Below are 12,303 nucleotides of genomic sequence, written 5' to 3' on the forward strand. Positions count from 1 at the left end.
CGTCGCCTTCGCGTCCGGTGGCGTCTTCTGTGGCTGACGTGTCTCCGGGGGCGTCTCGGTACTTGTGCTCTTCCGGACGTCGCCTTCGCGTCCGGTGGCGCCCTCCACCCCGGACACCGCTGACATCGCCCCCCGTGCCGCCGTGAGGCCGCGGCAAACATCCGTCACCACGGCGCAACGACGCGGCAACCTGCGCCGGGCAGTATCGGTTCATGACGGAGTCGGCACACCCTCGCGAGTCACTGGCCCCGAACCCGCTGCCCCTCGACAGCACCGCGCAGTTGCTCACCCGTATCACCGCGCAACTGGGGGCACAGCTCAGTCACGTCCAGCTCAACGGAGTTCGCAGGCCCATGAGTTCTCCCAGCCTCTCGTCCGCCGCCGCGGGCGACCCGTTCACCACCCGGGCGGCCACCGGGCCCGCCGGCGCCGCCCCCGTACTCGTGGCCGTCGCCCACGGCAGCCGGGACCCCCGTGCCCTGCGGACCGTGACCCGGCTGCTCGACCGGGTGCGGGAGCTGCGTCCCGGTGCCGACGTGCGGCTCGGGCACATCGAACTCGACGAACCGCTGCTGCCGGACACCCTCGCCGGTCTGGGCGGCCGAGAGGCGGTGCTCGTACCGCTTCTGCTCGGCCGGGGCTTCCACGTGAAACACGACATCCCCGCCGCCGTCGCCGCCGTGCCGGGGCTCCGGGCCCGGATCGCCCCGCCGCTCGGCCCGCACCCCCTGCTCGTGGAGGCGCTCCACGACCGGCTCGTGGAGGCCGGCTGGCGCGGTCCGGAGGACGGCGGCCGCGGCGCCGGAGTGGTCCTCGCCGCCGCCGGATCACGCGACCCCGCGTCGGCCGCCGACGCCCGCAGTACCGCGGCGATGCTCGCCGAGCGCCTCGGCGGTGTGCCCGTCCTCCCCGCCTACGCCTCCGCCGTCTCGCCCTCCGTTCCCGAGGCGCTGCGCGCCCTCGCCGCGCGCGGCCGGCACCGGGTGGCGCTGGCCTCGTACTTCACCGCGCCCGGCCGGTTCGCCACGGCCTCGCGGAGCGCCGCGCCATGGATGGCGGCCGCGCCGCTCGGCGCCCACCCCGCGCTCGCCCGCCTCGTGCTGCAGCGTTACGACGAGGCCGGGAACGCCCCGTACGCGCCGACCGGCCCGCGGCGGCTGGTCACCGTCTGAAGTCGGGCCCGGCCCGGGCCGCTGCCGTTACCGTCGTGGGCATGGAAGGCACCACGGGCAACCGCACCGATCACCGCGCGCATCCCCGCGACCCCTGCGAGTACGACGACGCGGCCACCGCGCGCTGGGCCCCCGAGCCCGACAAGCGCCCCGGCCGCACGGCCTTCCAGCGCGACCGCGCGCGGGTGCTGCACTCCGCGGCGCTGCGCCGGCTCGCGGGCAAGACCCAGGTGGTCACGCCCGGCTCGCGCAGCGCGGCCTGGGACCCCAGCCCCCGCACCCGGCTGACCCACTCCCTGGAGTGCGCCCAGGTCGGCCGGGAGCTGGGCGCTGCCCTCGGCTGCGACCCGGACCTGGTCGAGGCCGCCTGCCTCGCTCACGACCTGGGACATCCGCCCTTCGGGCACAACGGCGAGCAGGCCCTGAACGAGGTCGCCGAGGACTGTGGCGGCTTCGAGGGCAACGCCCAGTCGCTGCGGTTGCTCACCAGGATCGAGCCGAAACGGTTCGTCCGCTCCGGCGCGGTCGCCTCCGCCACTCCCGAGTCGGGCGGCGAGCTGATCAGCGTCGGGCTGAACCTCACCCGGGCCGCGCTCGACGCGGCCACCAAGTACCCCTGGTCCCGGGGCGGCCACCCCACCGACCCCGGCTCGCCGAAGTTCGGTGTGTACGAGGACGACCTGCCGGTCTTCGCCTGGGTACGGGAGGGCGCCCCGGTGTACCGCACATGTTTCGAGGCCCAGGTCATGGACTGGTCCGACGACGTGGCCTACTCCGTCCACGACTTCGAGGACGGCCTGCACGCCGGCCACATCGACCCGAACGTGCTGCTGTCCGAGACCGAGCGTGCGGGGATCTGGGCGGTCGCCATCGGCCGCTACGTCCCCCGGGAGACCGATCCGCAGGCCCTTGCGGACGCCCTCGACCGCCTCGTCGACCAGGAGTGGTGGCCGCACGGCTACGACGGCTCGGCCGTCGCCCAGGCCCGGCTCAAGGACGCCACCAGCCAGCTCATCGGCCGGTTCTGCCTGGCCGCCGAGGGCGCCACCCGGCAGGCGTACGGCACCGGCTGGCTCACCCGGTACGCGGCCGAGCTGGTCGTCCCCGAGGAGGCCCGCCTGGAGTGCGCGGTCCTCAAGGCGGTCGCCGACCGCTATGTGATGCAGCGCGCGGAGCAGGAGGCCCTGCGCGCGGACCAGCGCGTCGTCGTCGCCGAGCTGGCCGAGGCACTGGCCGTCAGGGCGCCCGAGGGCCTGGACCCGCAGTTCCGCGCGATGTTCGACGGCGCCCCCGACGACCGTGCCCGCAAGCGGGTGATCGTCGACCAGATCGCCTCCCTCACCGATGCCTCCGCCCGGGCCCTGCACCACCGGCTGCGCCCGCACGCCCGGTGACCCGCGGTGGGCGTCCGGCGCGATGATGCGAGCCGCATGCCCGCCCGCAGGCCGGGTGGTCTGTGGTGGGCGTCCGGTTGATTCCGTGGGCCGTGTGTCTGCCCGCACGCCCGGTGACCCGCGGTGGGCGTCCGGCGCGATGATGCGAGCCGCATGCCCGCCCGCAGGCCGGGTGGTCTGTGGTGGGCGTCCGGTTGATTCCGTGGGCCGTGTGTCTGCCCGCACGCCCGGTGACCCGCGGTGGGCGTCCGGCGCGATGATGCGAGCCGCATGCCCGCCCGCAGGCCGGGTGGTCCGCGGTGGCCGTCCGGCCGTGACCGCGGGGCCGTCCGGGCGGGGCGCCGGGCTGAGGCAGGCGGCGCGGTACCACCCGACGCCGTTCCGCCGCAGCCCGCCCGGTCGCACCGGTTGCGCCCGCACGGTCGGACCCGCGGCGGCCATCTGGCCCGTCCGGCCCGGTTCCGGCGGCCGCCCCGCACCGCCACGGTCCCGCGCACGGCGGTCACGGGGGCCGGATCCGGCCGTTCCGGTACGCCCACCGGAGCGCCCCCTCTTCCGCCATCACGCTCCGTGCGGGACGCTCGCAGGAGGGCGGCGTAGCGTGCTGTGTCATCCCGGAGGACACCTCCGGGACCCCGGCGGTGAACAGGGAGGCAACAAGTGGTCGATGCACATCGGACTTTCGTCATCGTGGGCGGGGGGCTCGCCGGGGCCAAAGCGGCGGAGACCCTCCGTGCCGAGGGCTTCACCGGCCGGGTGATCATCATCGGTGACGAACGCGACCACCCCTACGAGCGGCCGCCCCTCTCCAAGGGCTATCTGACCGGCAAGGAGGAGCGTGACGCCGTCTTCGTCCACGAGCCCGCCTGGTACGCCCAGCACGACGTCGAGCTGCATCTCGGCCAGTCCGTCACCGCCGTCGACCGGGAGGGCCGGTCCGTGCTCCTCGGCGACGGCACCACCGTCCACTACGACAAGCTGCTCCTCGCCACCGGCTCCGAGCCCCGCCGGCTCGAGGTGCCGGGCACGGACCTGGCCGGCGTCCACCATCTGCGCAGGCTGGCCCACGCCGACCGGCTGCGTCAGGTTCTGGCCACTCTCGGCCGCGACAACGGCCATCTGGTGATCGCCGGGGCGGGCTGGATCGGCCTGGAGGCCGCGGCCGCCGCCCGCGGGTACGGGGCCGAGGTCACCGTCGTCGAGCCCGAGCCCACGCCGCTGCACCAGGTCATCGGCCCGGAGCTGGGGCAGCTGTTCGCCGATCTGCACCGGGAGCGCGGCGTCCGCTTCCACTTCGGCAGCCGGCTCACCGAGATCGTCGGGCAGGACGGCATGGTGCTCGCCGCCCGTACCGAGGACGGCGACGAGCACCCCGCCCACAGCGTCCTCGCCGCGATCGGCGCCGCCCCGCGCACCGGCCTCGCCGAAGCCGCCGGACTGGCGCTCGTCGACCGCGAGCACGGCGGCGGCGTCGCCGTCGACGCGTCCCTGCGCACCTCCGACCCGGACATCTACGCCGCCGGTGACATCGCGGCCGTGCACCATCCGCTGCTCGGTGTCCGCCTGCGCGTGGAGCACTGGGCCAACGCGCTGAACGGCGGCCCCGCCGCCGCCCGCGCCATGCTCGGCCGCGAGGTCTCCTACGACCGGATCCCGTACTTCTTCTCCGACCAGTACGACCTCGGCATGGAGTACTCCGGCTGGGCCCCGCCCGGCTCGTACGACCAGGTCGTGCTGCGCGGCGACGCCGGGAAGCGCGAGTTCGTCGCCTTCTGGCTGAAGGACCGGAAGGTCCTCGCCGGGATGAACGTGAACGTGTGGGACGTCACCGAGGGCATCCAGGGCCTGATCCGCTCCGGCACCGCCGTGGACACGGACGCCCTCGCCGATCCGGGCACACCGCTCGGAGCAGTCACACCCGCCCCTTAGGATTTACGCGTGGCGGGAAGGATCAACGACGACGACGTGAAGGCGGTGCGGGACGCGGTCCCCATCGACTCCGTCGTGTCCGAGTACCTCCAGCTGCGCAACGCGGGCGGCGGCAACCTCAAGGGCCTGTGCCCCTTCCACGACGAGAAGTCCCCCTCCTTCCAGGTCAGTCCGAGCAAGGGCCTCTTCCACTGCTTCGGCTGCCAGGAGGGCGGGGACACCATCACCTTCGTGATGAAGGTCGACCATCTGTCGTTCTCCGAGGCGGTCGAGCGCCTCGCCGCCCAGGCCGGCATCACCCTGCGCTACGAGGAGGGCGGGTACAACCCGGCCCACCAGCGCGGCGAGCGCATCCGGCTGGTGGAGGCCCACCGGATCGCGGCCCAGTACTACGTGGAGCAGCTCGACGGCGCGGAGGCCGAGATCGGCCGGAAGTTCCTCGCGGAGCGCGGCTTCGACCAGGGGGCCGCGCAGCACTTCGGTGTGGGCTACAGCCCGGCCGGGTGGGACCACCTCACCCGCTTCCTGCGCGGCAAGGGCTTCTCCGACAAGGAGCTGCTGCTCTCAGGTCTCTCCCAGGAGGGCCGCCGCGGCCCCATCGACCGCTTCCGCGGCCGGCTGATGTGGCCGATCCGGGACATCTCCGGCGATTTCGTCGGCTTCGGCGCGCGTAGACTGCGCGACGACGACAACGGCCCGAAGTACCTGAACACCCCCGAGACCGCGATCTACCGCAAGTCCCAGGTGCTCTACGGCATCGACCTGGCGAAGAAGGAGATCGCCAAGTCCAGCCGCGCCGTGGTCGTCGAGGGGTACACGGACGTGATGGCCTGCCATCTCGCCGGCGTCACGACGGCGATCGCGACCTGCGGCACGGCCTTCGGCGGCGAACACATCAAGATCCTTCGCCGGCTGCTGATGGACAACGGCAGCGCCAAGGTGATCTTCACCTTCGACGGTGACGCGGCCGGCCAGAAGGCAGCGCTGCGAGCCTTCGAGGACGACCAGAAGTTCGCCGCCGAGACCTTCATCGCCGTCGCCCCGGACGGCATGGACCCGTGCGATCTGCGGCTCGCCAAGGGCGACGAGGCGGTGCGGGAACTCGCCGAGCCGCGCAACCAGCTGTTCGAGTTCGCGATCCGGCAGATCGTGAGGAACTACGACCTGGAGACCCCGGTCGGCCGTGCCGCCGCGCTCGACGAGGCGGCGCCCATCGTCGCGCGGATCAAGAACAGCGCCTCCCAGCACGAGGTGGCCGTCCAGCTCGCCGGCCTCCTCGGCATCCTCGACACCCAGTTCGTGGTCCGTCGGGTCTCCCAGCTCGCCCGGTGGGCGCGGGAGCGGGGGAGCGGCGGAGGCCAGGGGCCGGCCCCGGCGCGCCACACGCAGGCCTACGACACCGCGCCCCCCTCGCCACGGACCGGCGGGCCCGCGCTCAACCTGCGCAGCCCGGCCCACCGCACCGAGCGCGAACTGCTGAAGCTCGCGCTCCAGCACCCGGAGCTGGTCTCGCCGGCCTTCGACGCCTACGGGGCCGACGAGTTCACGGCCCCGCCGTACGCCGCCGTGCGCCATGCGATCGCCGACGCGGGTGGCGCCGAGTTCGGCGTCCCCGATCCGCCCGCCTATCTGGCCCGCGTCCGGGAGGCCGCGCCCGACGACTCCGTCCGCGCGATGGTCACCGAACTCGCGGTCGAGGCCGTCCACTCCAGGACCGTCGACGAGGGCTACGCGGGCGTCCAGCTCGTCCAGGTCCGGCTGCGCGCCGTCGACCGCCGTATCCGCGACGTCCAGGGCGCCCTCGCGCGCCTCGGTGCCCACGCCGACCCCGAACAGGCCGCCGCCGTGCAGAACGAGCTGTGGGTGCTCCAGCAGTACGGCCAGTCGCTCCGCAACCGCGGCGCGGACGCGCTGTAGCCGGACGCCGCAGGCGGACCGGGCCCCCGGGAGGACGGCGGCCCGTGCGGGTCCTTCCGCCTCCGCCGCCGGGACCCCACGCCGCCCCACCCCGTACCGTCCGCACGCCGGTAACCGCGCGGTCACGGACCGGACGCAAAAAGTCACCGCACGCCCCTCGTGGCGGTGATGTGTCGTACCCCACACTGGGGTGCGGTGCCTGAGTCCCCGGAGCGCGGCCGGCCCACGGCAGGTGGGCCACTCAACCCCGCGGATCCGCTCATCGTGTACGGGACGGACAGCGGCCCGGCCGCCGTCCCCGTCCCGCTGCCGCCTGCCCCCCGACCGGCAGCACCCAGCCTGGAGGTCGCTCCTGTGCAGACCCGGACCCTGACCGAAGCCGAACCGGTCGCGGCGGTCCCGCCGCAGAGCCGGGCAGCGCACCACCCCGAGAACGAGCCCCCGCCGGTGCCGGACGTCGTGGCGGCAGAGAACGGCCCGGGGACGGCGGAACTGGCCGAGCCTCCCGCGTCGCACGTCGCCAGGGGGACTGATGAGCTGCCCGAGCCTCCCGCGTCGCACGTCGCCACGGGGACGGCGGAACTGGCCGAGCCTCCCGCGTCGCCGCCCCGTGCGGACATCGGCGGGGCCGGCCCCTCGTCGGACCTGTTCCGGCAGTACCTGCGGGAGATCGGGCGCATCCCGCTGCTCACCGCCGCCGAGGAGGTGGATCTCGCCCGCCGGGTCGAGGCGGGCCTCTTCGCAGAGGAGAAGCTGGGCAACACCCCCGACCTGGACTCCCAGCTCGCCCTCGACCTGGACAGGCTCGTCGTCATGGGCCGGATGGCCAAGCGCCGGCTGATCGAGGCCAATCTGCGACTCGTGGTCTCCGTGGCCAAGCGGTACGTGGGCCGCGGGCTGACGATGCTCGACCTCGTCCAGGAGGGCAACCTCGGACTGATCCGCGCGGTGGAGAAGTTCGACTACGCGCGCGGCTACAAGTTCTCGACGTACGCGACCTGGTGGATCCGCCAAGCCATGTCCAGGGCCCTCGCCGACCAGGCACGGACCATCCGCGTGCCGGTCCACGTCGTGGAACTCATCAACCGCGTCGTGCGGGTCCAGCGCCGCATGCTCCAGGAACGCGGCTACGAGCCGACCTCCGAGGAGGTCGCCGCCCAGCTCGACCTCGCCCCCGAACGCGTCGGCGAGGTCCTGCGGCTCGCCCAGGAACCGGTGTCGCTGCACGCGCCGGTCGGCGAGGAGGACGACGTCTCCCTCGGCGACCTCATCGAGGACGGCGACGCCGCGTCACCCGTGGAGTCAGCCGCGTTCCTGCTGCTCCGGGAGCACCTCGAAGCCGTTCTCTCCACGCTCGGCGAGCGTGAGCGCAAGGTCGTCCAGCTGCGCTACGGGCTGGCCGACGGCCGGCCCCGCACCCTGGAGGAGATCGGCCGGATCTTCGGCGTCACCCGGGAACGCATCCGCCAGATCGAGTCCAAGACGCTCGGCAAGCTGCGCGACCACGCCTACGCCGACCAGTTGCGCGGCTATCTGGACTGAGCGTCGCCGTCGGAGGGCCCCTCGGAGGACCGCGCGTTGCGCGCCTCGACGCCCGCGCCGATGGCGACGCCCAGCCCCATGCCCAGCCCGATGCCCAGCCCCAGGTTGTCGAAAGCGAACCCGATCGGGACCCCGAAGGCCATGCCCAGCGAGATCCCGAGCGCCACCCCCGTGCCTGACTTCCTCTCCATCCGGTCTCCCCGTTCCCCGTCGTACGCGCCGCTCCCGTCGTTCCCCGTGGGGCTCCGCCGGTCGTCGCGGGTCAGTCGACCTCGGCGACCGCCTGTGCGAACTGCGCGGCGTACAGCCGAGCGTACGCGCCGTCCGCCGCCAACAGCTGGTCGTGCGTACCCTGCTCGACGATGGACCCGTTCTCCATCACCAGGATCACGTCCGCGTCCCTGACGGTGGAGAGCCGGTGCGCGATCACGAAGGACGTACGTCCGTCGGCGAGCCGGGACATCGCCTTCTGGATCAGCACCTCGGTGCGGGTGTCGACCGAGCTCGTGGCCTCGTCCAGCACCAGGATCACCGGTTCGGACAGGAACGCCCGGGCGATGGTGATCAGTTGCTTCTCCCCGGCGCTCACACCGGATCCCTCGTCGTCGATGACCGTGTCGTAGCCGTCGGGAAGGGTCCGGATGAAGCGGTCGGCGTGGGCCGCCCGCGCCGCCTCCTCGATCTCCTCCCGGGTGACCTCGCGCGCGCTGCCGTAGGCGATGTTCTCCGCGATCGTGCCGCCGAACAGCCAGGTGTCCTGCAGCACCATCCCGATCCCGGCCCTCAGGTCGTCCCGGGACATCGTGGCCGCGTCGACCCCGTCCAGGGTGATCCGGCCGCCCGTCACCTCGTAGAAGCGCATCAGCAGATTGACGAGCGTGGTCTTGCCCGCGCCCGTCGGGCCGACGATCGCGACCGTCTGACCGGGCTCCACCGCCAGCGACAGATCCTCGATGAGCGGTTTCCGCGGGTCGTAGCGGAAGGACACCCTCTCCAGCGCGACCGCGCCCCGCGTTTCCTCGGGACGCGCCCCGCGGATCGGGTCGGGGGTCTGCTCCTCGGCGTCCAGCAGTTCGAAGATCCGCTCGGCCGAGGCCACCCCGGACTGCACCAGGTTCGCCATCGACGCCACCTGCGTCAGCGGCATCGAGAACTGGCGCGAGTACTGGATGAACGCCTGGACGTCGCCGATCGACAGCGTGCCGGACGCGACCCGCAGTCCGCCGACGACCGCCACCAGTACGTAGTTGAGGTTGGAGACGAAGAACATCAGCGGCTGCATGATCCCGCTGTTGAACTGCGCCCGGAACCCGGCCTCGTACAGCGCCTCGTTCTGCTCGGCGAAGTCCTTCGCCGATTCCCCCTGGCGCCCGAAGACCTTCACCAGGGTGTGGCCCGTGTACATCTCCTCGATGTGCGCGTTGAGCCGGCCGGTGGACTGCCACTGCCGGACGAACTGCGGCTGCGAGCGCTTGCCGACCTTCGCGGCCACCACCACCGAGAGAGGCACGGTCACCAGCGCGACCAGGGCCAGCAGCGGTGAGATCCAGAACATCATCACCAGCACGCCGACGATCGTCAGCAGGGAGTTGATGAGCTGGCCCATCGACTGCTGCATCGTCTGCGAGATGTTGTCGATGTCGTTCGTCGCCCGGCTCAGCACCTCACCGCGCTTGGCCCTGTCGAAGTACGACAGCGGCAGCCGCGCCAGCTTCGCCTGCACGTCCTCGCGCATCCGGTACACGGTCCGGTTGATGACCCGGATCGACGCCCGCGTCGACACCAGCATCAGCAGGCCCGCGGCCGCGAACACCGCGAGTGCCACGAGCAGCACCCCGCCGACGGCGGTGAAGTCGATGCCCCGGCCGGGCGTGAAGTCCACCCCCGACAGCATGTCCGCCAGGCCGCCGTCACCGCGCTCGTGCAGCGCCTCGACGGCCTGGTCCCGGGACAGTCCGGCCGGCATCTCCCGGCCCACGACGCCCGCGAAGACGAGATCGGTCGCCTTGCCGAGGATCCACGGCCCGATCACCGACAGCCCCACGCTCAGCACACCGGCCGTGACCATCACCCACAGGGCCCGCCGCTCCGGCAGCAACTGCCTCAGCAGCCGCTGCCCGGAGCCCTTGAAGTCCATGGACCGCTCGCCGGACTGGCCCATCATCATGCGTCCGCCAGGACCGGCCATCAGGCAGCCTCCGCCTCGGTCAGCTGGGAGAGGACGATCTCCCGGTACGTCTCGTTCCCCGCCATCAGCTCGTGGTGGCGGCCCGTGCCGACGACCCGGCCCTCGTCGAGGACCACGATCCGGTCGGCGTCGCGGATGGTCGACACCCGCTGCGCGACGATCACCACCGTCGACTCGGCCGTCTCCAGCGCCAGCGCGCCGCGCAGCGCCGCGTCGGTCGCGTAGTCCAGCGCGGAGAAGGAGTCGTCGAACAGGTAGATCTCCGGCCGCTGCACCAGCGTCCGCGCGATCGCGAGGCGCTGCCGCTGACCGCCCGACACGTTCGTGCCGCCCTGGGCGACGGGGGCGTCGAGCCCGCCGTCGAGCCCGCGCACGAAGTCGGCGGCCTGCGCGACCTCCAGCGCCCGCCACAGCTCCTCGTCGGTCGCCTCGGGATTCCCGTAGCGGAGGTTCGTGGCCACCGTCCCGGAGAAGAGGTACGGCTTCTGCGGTACGAGCCCGACGGTCCGCGCCATCAGCTCCGGGTCCAGCTCCCGCACGTCCACCCCGTCGACGAGGACCGCGCCGTCGGTGACGTCGAACAGCCGTGGAACCAGCCCCAGCAGGGTCGACTTGCCGCTGCCCGTCGAGCCGATGACCGCGGTCGTCTCACCGGGCCGGGCCACCAGGTCCACCCCGCGCAGCACGGGTTCCTCCGCGCCCGGGTAGCGGAAGCCGGCGCCGCGGACCTCGAGATGGCCGTGGCGCGCCGTCTCACGCACGGGTGCGAGCGGCGGCACGACACTCGACCCGGTCGCCAGGACCTCCTCGATGCGCTCGGCGCAGACCTCGGCGCGGGGCACCATCATGAACATGAAGGTGGCCATCATCACGGCCATGACGATCTGCATCAGATAGGCGAGGAAGGCGGTGAGCGCGCCGATCTGCATTCCGCCGCTGTCGATGCGGTGGGCGCCGAACCAGACGACGGCGACACTCGACACGTTCACGACGGTCATCACGATCGGGAACATCAGCGCCATCAGGCGGCCGGTCGCCATCGACACGTCCATCAGCTCGGTGTTCGACCCGCGGAAACGGTCCTCCTCGTAGCCGTCCTTCACGAACGCCCTGATCACGCGATTGCCGGAGATCTGTTCCCGCAGCACGCGGTTCACGGTGTCGAGCCGTTCCTGCATGGTGCGGAACAGCGGTCGCATCCTCCTGACGATCAGCGACACGGAGATGCCGAGGACCGGGACGACCGCGAGCAGCACCGCCGACAGCGGAACGTCGAGGGACAGGGCCAGCACGATGCCCCCGACGCACATGATCGGCGCGGACACCATCAGCGTGAACGCCATCAGCACCAGCATCTGGACCTGCTGGACGTCGTTGGTCGTACGGGTGATCAGTGACGGGGCGCCGAAGTGCCCCACCTCGCGCGCCGAGAACGACTGGACCCGGTCGAACACGGCGGCCCGCACGTCCCGTCCGAGCGCGGACGCGGTCCGCGCGCCGTAGTACACGGCTCCGACGTTGCACACGACCTGGACGACGCTGACGGCGATCATCAGCGCGCCGAACGTCAGGATGTACCCGGTGTCACCCCGGACGACACCGTTGTCGATGATGTCCGCGTTCAGCGTGGGCAGATAGAGGGTGGCGCCGGTCTGGAGCAGTTGCAGCGCCACCAGCAGGGTGATCGCCTCTCGGTGGGGACGCAGGAACGTCCGGAGGAGTCGTATGAGCACGCGCGGCTGTCTCTCGGTTCGGCGGCATTCGTGGAGTCGCCTCCCATACTCCGGTACCGGACCACCGGCTGCCCAAGGGTTTTCGCCAAGGCCAGGTCAAGAAGGCGCCCGTGGGTCGAGGCCGGCGCGCCGGCACCCGGTCGCGCTCCGCCCGGTCGGACGCCCCGCTTGATCCCGGCCCGCCGCGTACCCGCCCGGTGGCGGCGAGCCGTCGCGCATGGCCCGCCCGGCTCGTGCGGCACCGCCGGTACGGCGCGCGGCACGTCCTGCCACGCGGGGCACGGCTTCAGCCCGGCCGCCGCGGGCCTGCGCCGAGCTCGTCGCCACCGGCAGATCGGGCCGACGGGGCCCGCGACCACCGGGCCGGCCGCGTACGGGCCGATCAACGTGCCGGGCGGCGTCGAACGGCAGCCGCCGGCCGAGGCGCT

Annotated in this window: 8 protein-coding genes and 1 pseudogene; 5 read left to right on the forward strand and 4 right to left on the reverse strand. The window is 72.7% G+C overall.

Going from position 1 to position 12,303, the window contains the following annotated elements; genetic code table 11:
- Positions 1-212 precede the first annotated feature (212 nt).
- The 5 genes from FEF34_RS26255 (at position 213) to FEF34_RS26275 (ending at position 7,954) form a co-directional block, all read left to right on the forward strand.
- Entirely contained in the window at positions 213-1,172 is a 960-nt protein-coding gene (locus FEF34_RS26255; protein ID WP_138055343.1) for a sirohydrochlorin chelatase, read from the forward strand.
- A gap of 41 nt (positions 1,173-1,213) precedes the next feature.
- Positions 1,214-2,566: a deoxyguanosinetriphosphate triphosphohydrolase gene (locus tag FEF34_RS26260; RefSeq protein ID WP_138055344.1), complete on the forward strand. Its 1,353-nt coding sequence runs from the start codon at positions 1,214-1,216 to the stop codon at positions 2,564-2,566.
- Positions 2,567-3,226: 660 nt separating this feature from the next.
- On the forward strand, positions 3,227-4,495 hold the full coding sequence (locus FEF34_RS26265; protein WP_138055345.1) for an NAD(P)/FAD-dependent oxidoreductase: 1,269 nt from the start codon (positions 3,227-3,229) through the stop codon (positions 4,493-4,495).
- Positions 4,496-4,504: 9 nt separating this feature from the next.
- On the forward strand, positions 4,505-6,412 hold the full coding sequence (dnaG, locus tag FEF34_RS26270) for a DNA primase (protein WP_138055346.1): 1,908 nt from the start codon (positions 4,505-4,507) through the stop codon (positions 6,410-6,412).
- A 195-nt stretch (positions 6,413-6,607) separates the two neighbouring features.
- Positions 6,608-7,954, forward strand: coding sequence for an RNA polymerase sigma factor (locus tag FEF34_RS26275; RefSeq protein ID WP_138055347.1), 1,347 nt, complete (start codon positions 6,608-6,610; stop codon positions 7,952-7,954).
- Here FEF34_RS26275 and FEF34_RS26280 read toward each other — a convergent pair.
- The 4 genes and pseudogenes from FEF34_RS26280 to FEF34_RS43185 all read right to left on the reverse strand — a co-directional run.
- Positions 7,942-8,145, reverse strand: a complete 204-nt coding sequence (locus FEF34_RS26280; protein WP_138055348.1) for a hypothetical protein — start codon at positions 8,143-8,145, stop codon at positions 7,942-7,944. The genes FEF34_RS26275 and FEF34_RS26280 overlap by 13 nt on opposite strands.
- 71 nt (positions 8,146-8,216) lie before the next feature.
- The gene (locus FEF34_RS26285) at positions 8,217-10,142 is read right to left on the reverse strand and encodes an ABC transporter ATP-binding protein (protein ID WP_138055349.1); all 1,926 of its coding nucleotides are present in this window, start codon (positions 10,140-10,142) and stop codon (positions 8,217-8,219) included.
- A complete protein-coding gene (locus tag FEF34_RS26290) occupies positions 10,142-11,875 on the reverse strand; it encodes an ABC transporter ATP-binding protein (protein WP_138055350.1) in 1,734 nt (577 codons plus the stop codon). Before FEF34_RS26290 ends, FEF34_RS26285 begins: the two co-directional genes overlap by 1 nt.
- Before the next feature lie 242 nt (positions 11,876-12,117).
- Positions 12,118-12,264: pseudogene (locus tag FEF34_RS43185) on the reverse strand (PucR family transcriptional regulator); the annotation flags it as partial.
- Positions 12,265-12,303 lie beyond the last annotated feature (39 nt).

Source organism: Streptomyces marianii (assembly GCF_005795905.1).
Taxonomy (GTDB): domain Bacteria; phylum Actinomycetota; class Actinomycetes; order Streptomycetales; family Streptomycetaceae; genus Streptomyces; species Streptomyces marianii.